At 66.5% G+C, this 17,509-nt stretch carries 13 protein-coding genes; 2 read left to right on the top strand and 11 right to left on the bottom strand.

Features of this window, described 5'->3' with window-relative positions; translation table 11 throughout:
- Positions 1–539: 539 nt before the first annotated feature.
- Positions 540–1,799, bottom strand: a complete 1,260-nt coding sequence (locus Q0741_RS17110) for an EAL domain-containing protein (protein WP_298234406.1) — start codon at positions 1,797–1,799, stop codon at positions 540–542.
- A gap of 447 nt (positions 1,800–2,246) precedes the next feature.
- Here Q0741_RS17110 and Q0741_RS17105 point away from each other — a divergent pair, with 447 nt between their 5' ends.
- The gene (locus Q0741_RS17105; protein WP_298234405.1) at positions 2,247–3,950 is read left to right on the top strand and encodes a hybrid sensor histidine kinase/response regulator; all 1,704 of its coding nucleotides are present in this window, start codon (positions 2,247–2,249) and stop codon (positions 3,948–3,950) included.
- On the opposite strand, the gene Q0741_RS17100 is transcribed toward Q0741_RS17105, so the two are convergent.
- Entirely contained in the window at positions 3,913–4,734 is an 822-nt protein-coding gene (locus Q0741_RS17100) for a helix-turn-helix domain-containing protein (RefSeq protein ID WP_298234404.1), read from the bottom strand. The two genes, Q0741_RS17105 and Q0741_RS17100, sit on opposite strands and share 38 nt — an antisense overlap.
- A gap of 212 nt (positions 4,735–4,946) precedes the next feature.
- On the opposite strand from Q0741_RS17100, the gene Q0741_RS17095 reads away from it, so the two are divergent.
- A complete protein-coding gene (locus Q0741_RS17095; RefSeq protein WP_298234403.1) occupies positions 4,947–6,791 on the top strand; it encodes an ATP-binding protein in 1,845 nt (614 codons plus the stop codon).
- Positions 6,792–6,881: 90 nt separating this feature from the next.
- Here Q0741_RS17095 and Q0741_RS17090 read toward each other — a convergent pair whose 3' ends face one another.
- From Q0741_RS17090 to Q0741_RS17050, 9 genes are all read right to left on the bottom strand, one after another.
- A complete protein-coding gene (locus tag Q0741_RS17090; RefSeq protein WP_298234402.1) occupies positions 6,882–7,727 on the bottom strand; it encodes a hypothetical protein in 846 nt (281 codons plus the stop codon).
- A 391-nt stretch (positions 7,728–8,118) separates the two neighbouring features.
- Positions 8,119–8,556 (bottom strand): hypothetical protein, encoded by a 438-nt coding sequence (locus Q0741_RS17085; RefSeq protein WP_298234401.1) that lies wholly within the window; start codon positions 8,554–8,556, stop codon positions 8,119–8,121.
- A 348-nt stretch (positions 8,557–8,904) separates the two neighbouring features.
- Positions 8,905–9,756, bottom strand: coding sequence for an SIR2 family protein (locus tag Q0741_RS17080; RefSeq protein WP_298234400.1), 852 nt, complete (start codon positions 9,754–9,756; stop codon positions 8,905–8,907).
- Between the two features lie 267 nt (positions 9,757–10,023).
- A complete protein-coding gene (locus Q0741_RS17075) occupies positions 10,024–10,224 on the bottom strand; it encodes a hypothetical protein (RefSeq protein ID WP_298234399.1) in 201 nt (66 codons plus the stop codon).
- A gap of 215 nt (positions 10,225–10,439) precedes the next feature.
- Positions 10,440–10,640 (bottom strand): hypothetical protein, encoded by a 201-nt coding sequence (locus tag Q0741_RS17070; RefSeq protein WP_298234398.1) that lies wholly within the window; start codon positions 10,638–10,640, stop codon positions 10,440–10,442.
- A gap of 433 nt (positions 10,641–11,073) precedes the next feature.
- Positions 11,074–11,559 (bottom strand): DUF456 domain-containing protein, encoded by a 486-nt coding sequence (locus Q0741_RS17065; RefSeq protein WP_298234397.1) that lies wholly within the window; start codon positions 11,557–11,559, stop codon positions 11,074–11,076.
- A 52-nt stretch (positions 11,560–11,611) separates the two neighbouring features.
- Positions 11,612–15,358 (bottom strand): trifunctional transcriptional regulator/proline dehydrogenase/L-glutamate gamma-semialdehyde dehydrogenase, encoded by a 3,747-nt coding sequence (putA, locus tag Q0741_RS17060; RefSeq protein ID WP_298234396.1) that lies wholly within the window; start codon positions 15,356–15,358, stop codon positions 11,612–11,614.
- Positions 15,359–15,493: 135 nt separating this feature from the next.
- Positions 15,494–15,973: an Lrp/AsnC ligand binding domain-containing protein gene (locus Q0741_RS17055; RefSeq protein WP_298234395.1), complete on the bottom strand. Its 480-nt coding sequence runs from the start codon at positions 15,971–15,973 to the stop codon at positions 15,494–15,496.
- Positions 15,974–16,131: 158 nt separating this feature from the next.
- Positions 16,132–16,833, bottom strand: a complete 702-nt coding sequence (locus tag Q0741_RS17050) for a GntR family transcriptional regulator (RefSeq protein WP_298234394.1) — start codon at positions 16,831–16,833, stop codon at positions 16,132–16,134.
- Positions 16,834–17,509 lie beyond the last annotated feature (676 nt).

The following is a 17,509-nucleotide window of genomic DNA, read 5'->3' as shown; positions in this document are numbered from 1 at the left end:
CGTGGACCGCGCGCGGGTAGATCTTCTTGCGGGCTTGGTACAGCGAGATGACCTGGCTGGAGTCGGCGGGTCCGGTGGCCGCTGCCGCGGGGTCCGGGGTCGTGATGCTCATGGAATGCCCTGGAGGTGGACGGTCGTGGAGGGAAACGGTCCGGGGCGGACATCACGCCCGGCTCCGGCTGCCTTGCTCCTGCCGGTTCCAAGTTCCGTGCCAAGGTCGACAAACCGAGAAAAACCCATACCGGACAATCACTTGAACGGCGGATGAACGTGCTTTGCGCTCCTTGCTGCCAGGCCGGGCTGACTGCTCTGTCAGTGCTGGCAGTGCGGGTGGCGGCGGGCCCGGCGCAGTGGCGCGCGGACGTGCGCCCGCCCGCGGACGGCACCCGCGAGGCGAGGCCGCGCCGCCCGGGTGGAAGCGCGGCGGGGGAGGGAAATGAAGGAGGCTGAAGCGGGGGAAGGCGCGGTGGCCGCGCCGTTCCATGCCGCGCGGCCGGCAGGCGCGCCTGGCCTCGGTGGCCGTGGGCGCGGTCCGGACTTCAGCAGGGATCGGCCGTGCGCCGCTTGCCCAGCGGCACGCGCAGCCTATCGAGGCCGTGCAGCCACTGGCGCATCGCGTCCGTGGGCATGGGGTGCGCCAACAGGTGGCCCTGCACCTCGGTGCAGCCGGCGGCCTGCAGCGCGCGCAGCTCGGTGGCCGTCTCCACGCCGTCGGCCACCACGCGCAGCCCCAGGCCGCGTGCCAGGCCGGCGCAGGAGGCCACGATGGTGCGCCGGGTCACGTCGGCGTCGATGTTCGTCACCAGCGAGCGGTCGAACTTCAGCTCCGACAGCGGCAGCTGCGCCAGCTGCATCAGGCTGGAGTAGGCGGTGCCGAAATCGGTGATGGACAGGTTGAAGCCCAGCAGCCTGCAGCGCGCCGTGTTCTCGATCACGGTGGGCAGGTCCGCGGCTGCGTCGCTCTCGCTGATCTCGATCGTGATCGAGGCCGGGTCAACCTTGCTGTCCTGCACGATGCGCTGCAGCTCGATGCAGAAATCGGGGTCCGACAGCGAGTGCATCGACGCCTTGATCGAGCCGCTCAGGGGCTGCCCGTCCCGCACGCAGTCCGCCAGGAAGCCGCAGGTCTGTCGCACCAGTGCCAGGGTGGCGGCTTCCAGCAGGCCGTGGCGCTTGAGCGCGGGCTGCAGCCGCGCGGGCGGCAGTGGCGTGCCGTCCTCGGCCACGCCGTGCAGGATCGCTTCCACGCCCACGACCTCGCGGCTGTCCAGATGCAGTTGCGGCTGCAGCCAGGCCTGCAGGCGGTCGTGCTGCAGCATCGAGCGCAGCGCTTCGGCCGTGAGCTCCGGCGCTGGCACCGGCGCGCGGGCCGGCACCGCGACGCGGTACGGACGCAGCGCCTGCGCGATCTGCCCGGCGGTCAAGGGCCGCTCCGCGTAGCCCGCCACCCGCAGGTTGCAGGCGCCGGCCATGGCCAGCGCACTCTTGAGCACCACCCGTTGCTGCGGCTGCAGCACGAGGAACAGCGCGGGTGCGCGCGGGTCGTGCGTCAGCAACCGCATCAGGGCAAACGCGTCGCCGTCGTCGAAATGCAGCCCGCACACCAGCACATCCGGCGGCGCGGCTTCGCAATGCAGATGCAGCAGCAGGTGCTGCAGGGAGCGCAGGCGCAGATCGACCCGCCAGCCCTCGGCGCCCAGCTCGGTTTCGACCTGGGCCACGTGGGCGGTGTCGTTGCTCAGCAGCCAGGCGCGACCGGGCCGTAACGCTGCCGCGGGCTTGGAATGCGTGGCGGCCATCACCACCTCCTGGTCGCCGCGCGCGGCTGCCGTGCGAGCTGGCCCAAATGCCATGCCGCGGCGGCGTGCAGACGCCATGCCAGACGCCTCGTGAGAGGAAGAAGAACGAATCGGCGGAGCCACGTCAAAACCTTAACTTCTTCTGTCTGATGAAACAAGATGTGTGATCATAACCATCAGACGGAAGAAAATATGAATCCAGCTTCGCGAAATGGAATTGTCAGGAGGGTCTGCTCTCCGTTTCCCAATTGATGGGTCTGTCTGCCGTGCCGGGATACCTGGCCGGATGCACCTATACAGTCACGCTCCGGGCAACTGCTTCATCGGTCTTCTGGTGCCTTTCTGTAGGAGGCGCCGCAATTGATGCCGATGTCACACCTGAGTGCCCGGTGGATTTGCAGTGACTATGGGTTCATCGGGGTCGCCGCCAGGCCGACGACGTATCACATGAAGAAAATCGATTTTTGCGAATGGGTGGGGGCCCATTCGGTGCAGGGGCGCCACGGGTTCGAACGGCAGCGGGCTCTGGCCCGTGCCTGGCACGGCCTGGCGGCGCTGCTGATCATTGGCGCAACCTCCCCATGGCGCGATGGCGCCTTCGGCAGCCTGTGGGTCGCGCCGGTGCTGGCGCTGCTGTACGTACTGCTCGGCCTGGCGCAGTTCATGGGTCTGAAGCGCCAGCCCGATGGCCTGGTACGGCTGCAGTACTTCACGATGTTCACGGACTGCGCCGCCCTCGCGGTGCTGCTGTGCGACGCACCGACGGCCACGGCCTTTCTCTCTCCCTATCTCATCTTCCTGACCGTGCCAGTGGGGCTGCGCTACGGCGCCCGAGCCTTCTGGTTCGCCTGGACAGGCATGGTGCTGACGGCCACGCCCGTGCTGCTGCTGGGACACCCGTTCTGGAGCCTCCATTCGCACCTGGGGCTTGCGCTGCTGTTCCTGGCGATGCTGCTCGGGGCGTCCTTCGGCCCAGTGCTGCGCAAGCTGCACGACCGGCAGCGGGAAGCCATGGAGGAATCCAGGATCCAGGCGCTGGAAGCCGCCATGGTGACCAAGAGCGCGTTCCTGGCGCGGGTCAGCCACCAGCTGCGCTCGCCGCTGCAGGCAATCGTTTCTTCGCTGGAATTGATGGAGTCGCCCTCGCAGCAGGCCATGCGGCACAAGCTGGTGCAAAACATATCCGCCTCGGCCAGCAAATTGTCGATGGAATTGCGCGACCTGCTGACCATTGCGCGCGCCGAGGCCTGGCAATTGCAGCTCGAACCCGCGACTTTCGATGCCGCGATGCTGCTGGAATCGGTGGCGACGGAAATTTACGAGGGTGGCGTGATTTCTAACGGGCGGATTCTCAAGGTGGTGCCGCAGGATCCGCTGTTCGTGGTGGCCGATTCCGACAAGATCGTGCAGGTGCTCATCCAAATTGCCAAGCACGTGCTGTGCACCTCACGCACGTCTTCGCTGATGCTGACGATGAAGGGTTATGACGCGCTGACCCGTTCGGTCACCTTCATCGTCGAAGGCGAATTGCCGGAAGCGCAAGCAGCGAATGAAGCCGGGGTGGCGGCCACTGTATCCGGCTCCGTGGCGCTGGAGGCCGGGCACCGGGATGAACTCAATGACAGCCTGAGCCTCACGCTGGTCAAGACCCTGGTCGAATTACTGGGCGGCAGCGTCTCACCCAGCAGTACCTCGCCGTCGCGGCAAGGTTTCAACGTGGTGATTCCATGCGAGGTGGTTTCCGAGGACGAAGGCGGCAGCGAATGGGAAGGCCCCCCGTCCAAAGTGCTGCTGGTCACGGAAAACGCGCGTGCCCAGGCCGAGGTGCAGGCGATCATCGAGCGCCTGGAATTCGAGGTGGAATGCGTCTCCTCGGTGCCTGTAGCGGCGAACCGGCTGGCGCTGAAAACCTATGCGCTGGTGGTGGTGGACATGAATCTGCCCAAGCGCAATGGCAAGCGCCTGGCCACGGTCATGAAGAACGGCAGCAGCGCCAACCGTGAAACCACGGTATTGGCTTTCAATGTGCGCCAGTCCAAGGAGGGCGCCGATAAACCCTGGCCTTTCGATGCCGTGATCGCCGGCGCTCCCGGCGACGGCCATTTCCTGAAAGCTATTTCCTCGCTCCTGCTTGCGAAATTGCAGCATTGATGATGGAAAAACGCACCGGTTTCTCGAAAAACAGGATCTTGTGGGTCGCCATGAGCGAGGCCACCTCGGATTCGCTGGCCAGGCCGGTGCCGATCTGACCGGTGAGCACCGCCACCGGCGCCTCGGGCTTGGTCTTGCGAATATCGTCGATCAACGTCTTGGCGGTTTCCTCGCCCACGAGCCAGTCCAGGACGAAGGCGTCGTATTCGTCGATTTTCGTGCGCAGGGCCTCGACGGTGAAAAAGGGGCGGGAATCCAGCCCGGCTTCGCAGAACGAGGCCGACAGCGTCGTGGCCAGTTCCTCGACATCGTCGAGCACGGCCACGCGGGTCAGCCGCTCCGGAGGCGGCTCGATCAAGATGCGCTTGATGAGGTAACAGTTGTCCCTGACGGCGTTGTTCACCGGGCAGATCAGCCACTCCGCGTTGACCGGGACGGCTACCAGGGCGCCTTCGGCCACATTGGTGGCACGCTCGCCCGGCCACAGGAAAGCCTCGACCGAGGTCTTGCCCATGACCAACTGGGCCGTCACGCGCTTGTCGGCCTCCAATGCGGCCAGCACCATCGTGGTGAAACTGTCCCCGAAATGTTGGCCCAGGGTTTCGAGTTCTTCGGGCGTCCAGGGCGAGTCGCCGTTGATTTTTCGATGAGCCTGGCTGTATGACAGGCCCAGGACGTCCCGGATGGTGGTGGAGTGCTTGTGCTGCGGAATGCCGTGCCGCTTGAGCAACGCCACGGCCAAATGGGCGCCCAGCGGAAAGTTGGGAGTGCCGGCAGTCGACATGGTGGTTCGTGTCAGAAGGTACCGAAATATGCCACGAGGGGGGCATGCGGCGCTCGGAGCCGGCGCCACCGGGGCGGGATGCCCGAAGGACAATGCGGGACTTCGCGCAAGACGCAAGAGCCAGGCTCCGTGCCCATACCGCGATGCCGGTCACTGGCGGGGCATGAGGCGCTTCTCGTTGAGCACGCAGCGGGACGATGAAAATGGAGTAAATGGTGCAGGACCCTAAACCAGACGAATACGGCGATATCCTGCGCATTGCCCGCCTGGATCATGAATTGATGGCCCAGGTGCACTATGACCAGATGGAAAGCATGGCTGGCCGGGTGCGCAGCGGTGCGATCGGGGCGACATTTTTTGCCCTTGTCATGGCGGTCTACCTGCATGACAGCGTCGGTATTACGGTCTGGTATTGGTTTGTGCTGAAGGCGGTGTTCACCGGATGGCGGCTGGTATTGGTCTTCAAATGGACGAATGCCAAGATAAAGAAGCCGGCGCAGGACAAATGGGTTTTCTGGATCAGGGTGACATTGTTCCTGGACGGTATGGTGCTGGGGGCCATCGGCATGCTGGTGCTGTACAGCGGCGCACCCGAAGAGGCGCTGCTTTGGACGGCGGCCGTTCTGTGCGGCGTCACGGCCGTGGCCATGCATACGCTGGAGGCGGACTGGCTTTCGGGCCTGATGTATGCCGCCCCCATCCTGGGCCAGACGGTGCTCTATCTGATGGTGCAGGCGCATTCCTTCGGCAACAGCACGGCGCTGGGCGTCGCCATTTTCGGAACGGTGCTGCTGCTCAATGCGCGCAAGGCGGCCCGGGATGAAGAACAGCGCCTCATTCAGAGCCGCGCGATCCGCAGGTACCAGAAACAGAACGAAGTCGCGCTCGAAATGGCGAGGAACGAGTCGCGCATGCGGACGGAAATGATGTCCAGCATCACGCACGAATTGCGCACGCCCATTCACGCCATCCTGGCCATGAGTCACCAGATTGCCAAGGACCCGGGCAGTCCCTCCACGGCCAAGGCGGCTGCGATGATCGGGAAATCCGGCGAGCATCTGGTCGGCCTGATCAACGACGTGCTGGATTTCGGCCGGCTGGAAGCCGCCGGCGTCACCTTGCGCCCCGAGGTTTTCGATTTGAACGACCTGGTGGAGGAACTCCTGAACATCGGTTACATGATCGGGCGCGAAAAAGGCGTGAAATTCTGGGTGAACAATGCCTTGCCGCGTCCCTACCATGTTCATGCCGATCCCGGCCGCCTGCGGCAGATAGCGCTCAACCTGATCAGCAACGGCATCAAATTTACCGCCAAGGGTGGTTTGGTGACCATGCTGGTGCAGGATACCGATGGCCGGGGAAACCTAGTGCTCGAAGTGACCGACACCGGCGTTGGCATTGCCCAGGAAAATCTCGCCACGATATTCGAACCATTTTCCAGGCATGCGCGCGGCCAGAGCGTGGGTGGCCTCGGCGGCAGCGGCCTGGGCCTGAGCATCAGCAAGCGCCTGGCCACGGCCATGAAGGGAACGCTGGAAGTCAGTAGCGAACCCGGGAAAGGCTCCACCTTCACGCTGAACGTGCGGCTCGAAAAAGTAGTCGTGTCCCTGCATCACAAGGGAAGCGATCAGCAGAAGAAGGAGCCCTTGCTGCTCAAGGGCCACGTGCTCATCGCGGAAGACGACGCCATGACGGCCGAGCTGGCCCGCACGACGCTGCAACTGCACGGCTTGAGCGTGAGCGTGGTCGGGCAGGGCGACATGGCGGTCTATGCCTGCACCATGCTGCGGCCTCGGCCAGACATCGTGCTCATGGACAGCGACATGCCGGGCCTGGACGGGCTGAGCTCCATACGCCAGGTCAGGGCGTTCGAAAGCCAGTCGGGTGCGGCGCGTCTTCCCATCGTCATGGTCTCGGGCCGCTGCACGTCCGACGACATCAGCCAGGCACGCCATGCCGGCGCGGACGACCATTTGGGAAAACCGTATACCAGCGACGACCTGATCAAGATGGTCGCTGCCTACCTGCGCCCGTTGGAGAATTCCAGGCAAAGCTAACTCCCTGGCCGCCTTCGCGGGCTGATTCGACAACGGCGGTACCCGCCGCAAGCCCATGCGGGCGTGCGGCGGGTTGCCTTCAGGCTTGAGTCAGGCCGGCTGCGACTCCAGGCTCGCAGGTGCCTTTGAAATACCGGTGAACGCCCTGGAGAAAATCATGATGTCCGGGTGCCACGTCCTGAAGACGAACTTGTAATAGGGGTGCTTCATGGCCGACCAATCAGCCTCGGCGCGCACGGAATCAAGCCAGAGAATCCGATGCGGAATACCGCCGGCGTAAGTCAGCGGCACTTCACGGTTGTCGCCGAACAGGTCCGAAAATCCCAGGGCGCGGTATTGCCGCATGAGTGCGGGGCGCGAGCCTGCATAAATGCCGGCCACTTGGGTCGCAATATTGTGCAAATGGCAGGCCTTGACCAGCGCCATGCGCACCAGCCGGTCGCCATAAGTGGGTTGAACGACCAGTCTGGTGATTTCTGAAACCAGCAGGCCGCGCAGATGAGGCGGCTCATCGATGCAGGAGTGAATCTGCAGCGGACGGTTGCGGTTGACCTGGATTCTGCAGGAACCCACGATTTCACCCGTGACCTTGTCCTCGGCGCAGAAAATCACCACGTCAGGATCCTCGTCCAGCGGATCGGCCTGCCCGAATTGCGCCGCCAGCAAGGGCAGATGGTGCCCATATGCGGCGGACCGCAATTGGCGCACCCGCGCCAAGTCGGCGGCGTTGTCGACCACGCGCACGGTGAATCCGAGAAGCTCGCGTTGAGGGCGCTCGTAAGATTGATTTTGTTCGGTTTGGGGGAATTGGACGGGAGTGCTGATTTGCTGGATTTCCATGATGGCCCTTTTTTGCTGAATCCCAATCAGTAGGGTGAAAAAACTCGTGGCGAGATCGGGAAAAGCGCCGCGAGGGAATAAGGGCATCAATTTCACCCCAGGTTCAGCCAAGCCAGTGGAAGAGGATCAACATGGAGTTCGCAGGCATGCGGCGCTGGTTCACGCCAACGGCAATGGCCCGGTCATCGCGCCTGGGGCTGGGATGCAAAGCGGGTATTGCCGTCGACGTCGCCGCAATCACAGCGGGACGCGAGCATTACGTTCAAATGGACACCGAACACGGCAGATCGCACCGGCGGCGTGGCGCCGACGGAGGGCAGCAAGTGCTTTGCGATCGCGCCCCAGACGCGTGGCCTTGCCGTCGTTCAGCCGCCAAGGCAGCGGTCCGAAACCGGCGCTCGGGGCTGGTGCAACCTTCGACGGCGGTTTTAGCCCTGGTCAGTGCCAGGGTTGTTACATGTGACGAAGGCGGCGGACGCCGTGGTTTTCAGGGCCCGACGTTCCAGCCCGTCGCCGCGGCCCGGACGCTGAGCCCGAAATGGCTTTCCTTCGCCATCAATTCACTCAAAGTGGCGTCCAGGGTCTCGGACGTGGCCTGCAGATTGAACAAGCCGGCTTTTTCCAGCATGGGCGGCTTTCTCAACGCGCCCCAGATACCGATGGCGGTGGCCAACCCTTTGAACTGATGCGCCGTCAGCTCGCTGCGTCCGTCGAGTATGCGCAGCGCCATGGGCCGGCCGGCGTGTCCCGGCGCGGGAAAGGCCTGAGCCGACCACACGGGCTGGCCATCCTGCGTCGCCATGCGGCGGATGTGCCAGAAGATCCAGCACACGCGGCCGCCATCCTCCAGCTCGACATCCTTTTCGTAGACGACGGCCGCCTTCACGGCGGCCAGATCCGCCGTCAATGACAGCGACGTCAGCACGCCTCTGGGCAGGCAGGCAACCGATGAGCGCATGAGGGCCGGGACGTTGACGGACAAGTAAACAGGATTGGCCCCTGTCGGCGATGGCCGTGTGGCACCGGATTGCATATGCGCAATGCGCGCTATCAGCCTCTCGGGGTCGGGACGCCTATTGTCCCTGATGGACCTGCCCCGCAGCTTGCGCTTTTTTGACCCATGAAGGTGCCTGGCGACGCTCAACTCGGTCAGCACTCTTCCAGGACGGGACAGTTTTTTCGCTGGGTGTGCCGGCGGCGATTGAAAACTGTCTCCGCTCCGGTTTTCAACCACCGCACGCAAGCGATGGCCTGCCGAATACCGTGAATCTCCTCAAGTTGAACTACGTTTCGTTTCAAGCCGTGGCGGGACCTGGGACGGTGCCTCGCCCACCAACTCCTCCAGAAATGCCGCCAACGCTGTCGAGGGATCCTCCTCGGTGTCGGGCGAGATGGTTTCGATGCCCCACTGCCCCAGCACTGCCTGCTGCACCGGGTTGCGTACCGGAAGGAAGATGTACGAGGGCGGCTGCGGCACACCCGGCACCGACGCCTTCCACAACCGCGAGAGCTTGTAGAAGAGATAGCGGATGTTGATGTCCGCCAGGCTGTAGCCGATGAACAGCACCGAGCGGCCCAGCACGTCGGCGCGCAGCTTGATGTCCAGCGGCGACTCGAAGTCCAGCCGCCGGAAGTAGCTGGTTTCGTCGAGCACGATCGACTCGTCGTTCTCGAAGTCGCCATGGAACTTGACGATCTGCGTCGCGTCGCGCCGGATGCGCGCGATGTCCGCCACGCTGACCACCTTCACGTACTCGCGCTCGTGATGCTCGAAGGCGTATTCGAGCCAGCGGTCGTAGTTGGTGGTGTAGATGATCTTGAAGTTGGCGCGCACGATCAGCTCGTGCACCCGCGAGCGGGCCACCGACATGTTGGGCGAGTGCCACTGCCGGTCCATCCAACTGCGCAGCGGGCCGATGTTGCCGTGCTGCAGCCGGAAGAACTCCGCCAGCGCCAGCGCGCTGCCGTACTGGCGGTACTCCTCGGGCTTGTAGCCGAGCTCGCGCGCCATGTGGTCGATGAGCTCGCTCCACGGCGGCAAGCCCAGCGACTGCGACACGCCCGCGCCGACGAACAGGATCAATTGCTCGCGCTCGTGCGCGGCGCGCAGCAAGCCGATATGCATCATCGCGACGCCTGCCCGCCGCTGGACGCGGACTGCGCGGGCGCCGGCGCGGCGCCTGGCGTTGCGGCGGTTTCGACACAGGGTGGGCTGATGACGATGGGCCTGAGCTTCATGGCTCGATTTTCCTGGCACGGGCTGCTTGGCAAGCCGGCCACCTCGCCGGCTCAACCCCTCCGGCAAGGGCAAGTCCCATGGCGTGAGCATGCAGCCCGGGAGAACTCTGAAACGGCCCTGGGGCGCGGCCCGCAACGCCGGGGCATCGATTCCTCAGGCCTGTTCGGAACCGTCCTGCGGACACAGGGCCCGGTTCACCTGCCTCAGGCGCTCCAGCAGCGCGTCCACGCGCTCCAGCAACTCCGTGGGGGCCGCGACACCGCGCTGCCACTCGCACTGGATGGACTGCTCCAGGGTCAGGAGCTCGGTTTCCAGAGCATCGCGTTGTGCCCGCAATTCATCATGCCGGTCCATGGCCCGCACTTTGGCCCCTTCGGCTCTCGATGCTCAGTCGGGGTGCGCCTTCGTCAGGACCGGGAATGCACCGCGTTCTCCGGGAAGCACGGCAGCCCGCCATGCGAGTACGGCACAGGCGGCCCCGGCCAGGCTTCGATGGGCGCCAAGCCAGCGGGCCGGACCACGGCTCAGGAGGGGTCAGGGTGTGTGGCGGACCCAGGCGCCTCGGAGCTTCAAGCGGCGTCGTGTTGATTGGCCTCGGGCTGCAGCCGGAAGGCGGGCGGGCTGTCCAGACCGAGTGCTTGGGACGCGCCCTCCAGCCAGCCGTTGCGCCAGTTCCTGGCTTCCAGGGAGTTGCCTGGATACGGGCACTGTTTGATGAACTGCTCGCCGGCCTTGAATCCTTCGAGCCAATACTCTTTCAGATACAGCATGAAACTTGTTCCCCGTCGTCGGCCGTTGCTGGCGGCCGCATTTGTCGCCGTGGCAGACACGCCCGTTCACCCGGCCCGGCGCGTGAGTGCCAGCAACGTTCCCCAGACGATTTCAAAGCAAGGCCGCCATGGCCGAGCCTTATTGTTTTTGGCTTCAGACGGAAATTCCGCCTGCGAATGCACGAAAAAAATACGGATACCCAGGGCTTGGCAAGGAATCTAATGTTTGCCTCCAGGGTACTGAATGCGGCCCAGCAGACACATTTATTGGGTGGTCATTTTCGGCCAATTCGGGCTTGGATGACATTCCCGTGCGGACCCGAAGAATCCCCAGGAAATTCCCGGGGAAACTCGCGTCTTGCCTTGGGGAAAATGACAGTCCGGCCCGCCCTCCTCAACCAGCGGGTGGCTCCGGAGGGCAGGGTTTCAGACTTCAGACGAAATAGGCGAACGCGAACACACCCAGCATGCCCAGCGCCAGACCCAGCTTGGCCGCGATGGCAATGATGAAACCCAGGCCCGCAGCGACGCCGGCGCGGGTGGCTTGGCCGGCGTGGCGGCGCACCGACCACTCGCCCGCCATGGCGCCCAGCACCGGTCCCACGATCAGCCCCGGCAAGCCCGCGAAGGCACCCAGCACGGCGCCGATGGCCGCACCGGCCATGGCCCGGCCGCTGGCGCCGGCGCGCCGCACGCCCAGCGCCGCGGCGGCGTAGTCCGCCAGCCAGGCCAGCAGCGCCATGAGCGCCAGCATCCCGACCGTCAGCAGGCTCACGCGCGAGTAGCCGTCCAGCCACGCCGCCAGCCACAGCCCGCCGAACAGCAGCGGCGTGCCCGGCAGCAGCGGCAACACCACGCCGGCCAGTCCCAACACCACGGCCACGATGGCCGCGACCCAGAGCAGAAAGGTGGTGTCCATGTTGCCGCCGGTGCAAGCGGCAGGCCGGACCCGGCCCGTGCGCCGGGCCTCCTCAGCCGATCGTCATCAGCGACGCATTGCCGCCGGCCGCCGCCGTGTTGATGCTGGTGGCCTTCTCCACCACCAGCCGCTCCAGCGGCACGTCGGTCTCGCCGGGCTGCAGCCGCTCGATGCCGACGATCGGGCCGGGCCGCTCGGCCAGCCGCTGCTGGATGGCCTGTAGCTCCAGCGCCGAGCCGTGGAACAGCGCGGCATCGAAGCTCACCTCCGGCGAAGCCCAGTCACGGGCGATCACGACGCTGGCCTGCGCTGCCACGGGCAGCTTCCGCATCAGCGCTTCGCACTCCAGCGGCCACACGCAGCGCCCGCCCACGGCCAGCACCGCGGCGAGTTGCACCAGGCGGTCGCCGTCGCTGCCGGCCAGGCACAGCACGGCCTCGCGGGCCGCCAGGGCATAGACGTTCTTCTCGCCCGTGGGCCCGGGCAGCGTCTGCGAGGCGCCGCTGCGCGAGCGCTGCCAGAAGCGATGGCAGGCCTGCGCCAGCTGCGGTTGGCCCTGCTGCTGGGCCCAGTCGTGCAGGGCGCGCAGGGCCGGCGGCATCTGGCCGGCGAAGGGACCCAGATCCAGCGTGGCGTCCGGCTCGAACAGCCGCGCCATCACGTCGGCCGGCCGCCGCGACAGCAGCCGGTACAGGTACAGCGGCCCGCCGGCCTTGGGACCCGTGCCGGACAGGCCCTCGCCGCCGAAGGGCTGCACGCCCACCACGGCGCCGACGATGTTGCGGTTCACGTACACGTTGCCCGCATGCGAGGCCTTGAGCACGCGGTCGATGGTCTCGTCGATGCGGGTGTGCAAGCCCATGGTCAGGCCGTAGCCGGTGGCGTTGATCTGCGCCAGCAGCGCGTCAAGGTCCTCGCGCTGGTAGCGCAGCACGTGCAGCACCGGGCCGAACACCTCGCGCTTGAGCTCCGACAGGTGATCCAGCTCGATCACCGTGGGCAGCATGAAGGTGCCGCAGCCCAGGGCGTCCGCATCGCAGGCGCCGAGCTGATGCACACGGCGGCCCTTGGCACGCATGCCCTCGACGTGCTTCTGGATGCCCGCCAGCGCCTCGGCGTCGATCACCGGGCCCACGTCCACCGCCAGCCGGTCCGGGCTGGCGATGCGCCACTCGGCCATCGCGCCCAGCAGCATCTCGATCAGGCGGTCGGCCACGTCCTCCTGCACACAGAGGACGCGCAGCGCGGAACAGCGCTGGCCGGCGCTGTCGAAGGCCGAGGCCAGCACGTCCGTCACCACCTGCTCCGCCAGGGCGGACGAGTCCACGATCATCGCGTTCTGGCCGCCGGTCTCGGCGATCAGCGGGATCGGCCGCCCGTCGGCATCGAGCCGGCCGGCCACGGCGCGCTGCAGGATGCGCGCGACTTCCGTGGAACCCGTGAACAGCACGCCGCGCACGCGCGCGTCGCCCACCAGCCGCGCGCCCACCACCTCGCCCGCGCCGGGCAGGAACTGCAGCACGTCGCGCGGCACGCCGGCGTCCCGGAGCACGCGTACGGCCTCGGCGGCGATCAGCGGCGTCTGCTCCGCCGGCTTGGCCAGCACCGGGTTGCCCGCGGCCAGCGCCGCCGACACCTGCCCCATGAAGATCGCCAGCGGGAAGTTCCACGGGCTGATGCACACCACCGGGCCGACCGGCACGTGCGTGTCGGGCTGGAAGTCCTGGCGCACCTGGCGCGCGTAGTAGCGCAGGAAGTCCACCGCCTCGCGCACCTCGGCAATCGCATTGGCCGCGGTCTTGCCCGCCTCGCGGATGAGCAAGCCCATCAGGCGCGGCATGTCCTCTTCCAGCCGGGTCGCGGCGCGGTCAAGCATGTCGGCGCGCGCAGCCGGCGGCGTCGCCGCCCAGCGCCCGGCGGCCGCGGCGGCGTGGCCCAAGGCCAGGTCCACGTGCTCGGTGCTCGCGTTCCGCACGAAGCCGACGACGTCGCCGTGGTCGGCGGGGTTGCGCACCGCCTCGCGCTCGCCGGCCACCGGCCCGGTTGCCAGCAGCGGCTCGGCGCTCCACGCCTCGCCGGCGCTCTGGCGCAGCGCGGCCTGCAGCTTCGCCAGCTCGTGCTCGTTGCTCAGGTCGATGCCGCGCGAGTTCGGCCGCGCCGGGCCGTACAGGTCGCGCGGCGCCGGGATGGCCGGGTGTGGCAGGCCAAAGCGGCCCTCCTTGCGCGCCAGCTCATCGGCCACGTCCAGCGGGTCGCGCACCAGCTCCGCGACGGGGATGGTGAGGTCGGCAATGCGGTTGACGAACGAGGTGTTGGCGCCGTTCTCCAGCAGCCGGCGCACCAGGTAAGCCAGCAGCGTCTCGTGCGTGCCCACCGGCGCGTAGACGCGGCAGGGCCGGCCCAGCCTGTCCGCGCCGGTGCCCACCACCTGCTCGTACAGCGGCTCGCCCATGCCGTGCAGGCACTGGAACTCGTACTGCCCCGGCTGCCAGCGCGCCGGGTCGGCCAGGTGGTAGATCGCGGCCAGCGTGTGCGCGTTGTGGGTGGCGAACTGCGGATAGACCTGCTGCGGCGCCGCCAGCAGCTTGCGCGCGCAGGCGATGTAGGCGATGTCGGTGTAGGGCTTGCGCGTGTAGACCGGGTAGCCGTCTTGGCCGTCGAGCTGCGCGCGCTTGATCTCGCTGTCCCAGTACGCGCCCTTGACCAGGCGGATCATCAGCCGCCGCTCGCTGCGCCGGGCCAGGTCCACGAGGTGGTCGACGACGTACGGGCAGCGCTTCTGGTAGGCCTGGATCACGAAGCCGATGCCGTTCCAGCCCTTGAGCGAGGGCTCGAAGCACAGCCGCTCCAGCAGGTCCAGCGAGATTTCCAGCCGGTCGGCCTCCTCGGCGTCGATGTTCAGCCCGATGTCGTAGCGCTTGGCCAGCAGCGCCAGGCGCAGCAGCACCGGGTAGAGCTCGTCCATCACGCGGTCGAGCTGCGCGCGGCTGTAGCGCGGGTGCAGTGCCGAGAGTTTGATCGAGATGCCGGGGCCCTCGTAGATGCCGCGGCCTGCGGACGCCTTGCCGATGGCATGGATGGCGCGCTCGTAGGACGCCAGGTAGCGCTGCGCGTCCTGCGCCGTCAGCGCCGCCTCGCCCAGCATGTCGTAGGAGTAGCGGAAGCCCTCGGCCTCGCGCACGCGGGCATTGGCAAGCGCCTGCTTGATGGTTTCGCCAGTAACGAACTGCTCGCCCATCACGCGCATGGCCATGTCCACGCTCTTGCGGATCAGCGGCTCGCCGCCCACGGCCAGCATGCGCCCCAGCGCGGACGACAGGCCCGATTCGCTGTGCGTGGCCGTGAGCTTGCCCGTGATCAGCAGGCCCCAGGTGGCGGCGTTGACGAAGAGAGACGGGCTGCGGCCCAGGTGCGTGTGCCACTGGCCGCGGGCGATCTTGTCGCGGATCAGCGCGTCGCGCGTCTCGCGGTCCGGGATGCGCAGCAGCGCCTCGGCCAGGCACATCAGCGCCACGCCTTCCTGCGAGGACAGCGCGTACTCCTGCAGCAGCCCCTGCACCAGGCCGGCGCGGCCCGCGGAGGGTTTGCGATCGCGCAGCGTGGTGGCGATGCGCGCGGCCAGCGCCTGCGCCTGCTCCTTCAGCGGCGCGGGCAGCCGCGCCAGCTCGGCCAGCATCGGCAGCGCCTCGACCTCCGGCTTGCGCCAGGCGTCGGTGATCGCCTGGCGCAGCTCGGAGCTGAAGGGGGCGGGATACAGGAATTCAGCGAAGGGAGCCGGCTGGGAGGAGGAAGCGTTCATGTCACGGGCGGGGTAAGCGCGATGGCACTACTTTGAAGCAACGGCCTCCGAATTTTTCACTGTAAGCGCAGCAGTTCTACGAATGTTTGTCTGCGCAAGGCCGCCTGGGCCGCGGGCTGGCCGCCGGTGCCACGCTCACACGCCGGGCAGCGGCACGTGGGTCGTGTGCTTGACCTCTTCCATCACGGCGTAGGTGCGCGTCTCGCGCACGCCGGGCAGCTGCCACAGCAGGGTGCCGGCGAAATGGCGATAGGCCTCCATGTCGGCACAGCGGATCTTGAGCAGGTAGTCGAAGCCGCCGGCCACCATGTGGCATTCGATGATCTGGTCGTGCACCTGCACCGCGGCCTTGAAGTGCTCGAAGATCAGCGGCGTGGTCTTGTCCAGCAGCACCTCCACGAACACCAGCATGCCGGCGTGCAGCTTGAGCGGGTTGAGCCGCGCCTCGTAGCCCAGGATGTAGCCCTCGCGCGTGAGCCGCGCCACCCGCGCCAGCACGGCGGTGGGCGACAGCGCCACCTCCTCCGACAGCTTCAGGTTGGTCATGCGGCCGTCCTGCTGCAGCTTCTTGAGGATCAGCAGGTCGATCCGGTCCAGGTCAGCGGGCTCGGCCATATAGAGAATTGTTCAATTCGGGGGCGCGAATTTGAACAAATATTCGGCGCCTGCGCTTCTATCGTCGCGCTCCTCCGGTGCACCTGCCGTTGCTGGCAGGCATGCCATTGCGCAGCGACATGCCTCCTCCGTCCGCCCCGTTCCCTCCGGCCCCCCGGCTACACAGCGTTGCCGGCAGGCACCGGTTCTTGCGCGGCTGGCCGGGACTGGTGACGGCGCAACAACTCGCAGGCGCTCATGATGTGCTCCTGCACCATCCGCGCCGCCGCGTCGGCGTCGCCGCTCCGGCACACGTCCACCAGCGCCTGGTGCTCGGCGTCGGCCGTCTGGCGGCCGTCACCCTGCAGCTGGATGTGCAGGTAACGCTCGGTGCGGTTGTTGATCGACTGGATCAGGTTCAACAGCATCGGCCGTTTCGCGTCCTCGTACAGGCAGGCATGGAAGGCCCAGTGCAGCTGGGCCCAGCGGAAGGGGTCCTGCTCGCGCGAGAAGTCGTCGCGCAGCCGCTGCGCGCGCTTGAAGGTGGCCGGCGTCATGTTGGGCACCGACAGCCGGATCGCGTTCGATTCCAGCATCGACCGGATCTCGTAGATCTGCACGATCTCCGCCTCCGACAGGCTGTGCACCACCGCGCCGCGGTTGCGCTGGAACGCCACCAGCCCCTCGGCCTCCAGGTGCTTCAGTGCCTCGCGCACGGGAATCTTGCTGACCTTGAACAGCGCGGCCACCTCGTCCTGCCGGATCGGCGCGCCCTCGCGCAACTGCCCCGCGACGATGGCGCTGCGCAGGTGCTGCGCAATCACCTCCGAAATCGTGGGCGACTGGCCCAGGTCCGGGACGTTGGGCAATTGAAGGGGCACGGGTTCACCTCGGGGCTGGAGTTACGCACAAAGCGTATACGAAATTCCATCACGCTCAGGCTTGCGTGCGAAAGCAATCACGCACCGTTTCGGCGCGGTGTCTGCCCGCCATTCACCGTTTTGGCGCCCGCCACGGCTCCAAATCGCCTCGGACTGGTGCCTCTAATGGTTTGCACCTAGGCACAGAACATGCGTCTACCGTATACGATATTTTCGATACGGCAGACCTGAGCTCAGTAGACGTTCCAGCACCTCGCATGATTTCCCTGGCTTCTTGCTGTACCACGCGCGATCCGGCGGCGGCCCGCGAGGGGCCGACTTACCGACGCTGCGCCTAAGGGCGCGGTGTTTCGTTTTGCAGGGCGCCTTGCCGATGCGCCACCGTCCTGTCACCGCACGCCGGCCTGGGCGCCGGCCGAAGCGTCATGTTCAACCAGACCTCGATTCCGCCCACACGCACCGTCCGCTTTCCCTGAAGCGTTCCGCGCGCCACGACTTTCCACGCCGTCCGGCCGGGGCATTCCCCGGCCTGGTTCACAACTCAACCAGACCTTTCCCATGAAGCCATTCACCCTGAGCCCGCGCCACTTCGTCTCCGCGCTCGTGCCCGTCGCCCTGGCTGCCGCCTCGCTGGCCGCGCAGGCGCAGGAAGTCGTCAAGATCGGCTTCAGCAGCC

Source organism: uncultured Azohydromonas sp., from assembly GCF_937926365.1.
Lineage (GTDB): Bacteria > Pseudomonadota > Gammaproteobacteria > Burkholderiales > Burkholderiaceae_C > Azohydromonas.
This window is presented reverse-complemented; position numbering and strand designations above follow the sequence as displayed.